This is a genomic window from Acinetobacter sp. BY419 (genome assembly GCF_019038395.1).
Lineage (GTDB): Bacteria > Pseudomonadota > Gammaproteobacteria > Pseudomonadales > Moraxellaceae > Acinetobacter.
The window spans coordinates 1-724 of record NZ_JAGFXZ010000080.1 but is presented as its reverse complement, the minus strand read 5'-3'; the positions used below and the strand labels follow the sequence as shown (position 1 = coordinate 724).

Genomic DNA, 724 nt, shown 5'->3' with positions numbered 1-724 from the left:
TGTCTCCATCGGATAAGGGCCAGATCATTCCTGATAATAAACGATAAGAATTTAAACGCAATAAAAAAGCCCTGAACGAAAGATCAGGGCTTTTTTAGAATCTGGAGCGGGAAAGGAGACTCGAACTGCAGTTTTCATTTCAGCTAAGGCGGATCTTCTACTCGAATTGTATGTTGAAATGAGATGATTTAGGGAAAACACACCTTCTAAATATTTATGTGACAGAGCTAAAACCCATTATGAGTGAGTAAATACTCATATCTTTGAAAAAATGAAATTTTAGATAGCATTGATGAATTAAAAATAAAATGAAAATCAAGAAAGCAATTAATTTTTGAAATAAAATTTTGGATAAAAACATAAGTAACAGATATATTTATATTTTTTGAATAATTTTATGGTTTTTTAGGTGCTTATAATCTTGTCGGCAGAATAGATTTATCCCTGAAATTTTATTGTTAATATGCTTTATAAAAATTAATGATGTCAGTATGATGACTTCCATATTTTAACTTAAAGATAATTCACTTAAAAACTCATATGGAATCGTCGGAACAGCCTCAACTGAAAAAACTCCCACGACTTAAGCCTCGTGGTGGTTTACAAGTGATGTATGCATCTATACGGGCACTATTGTTACGTGAATTACAAACCCGCTTTGGTCAATACCGCTTGGGATATTTATGGGTCTTTCTTGAGCCGCTGCTGACCATTGGGATTATGG

Annotated in this window: 1 pseudogene; it reads left to right on the top strand. The window is 33.0% G+C overall.

The window, feature by feature from the left end:
* Positions 1-540 precede the first annotated feature (540 nt).
* A pseudogene (locus tag KUG37_RS14650) lies at positions 541-724 on the top strand (ABC transporter permease); the annotation flags it as partial.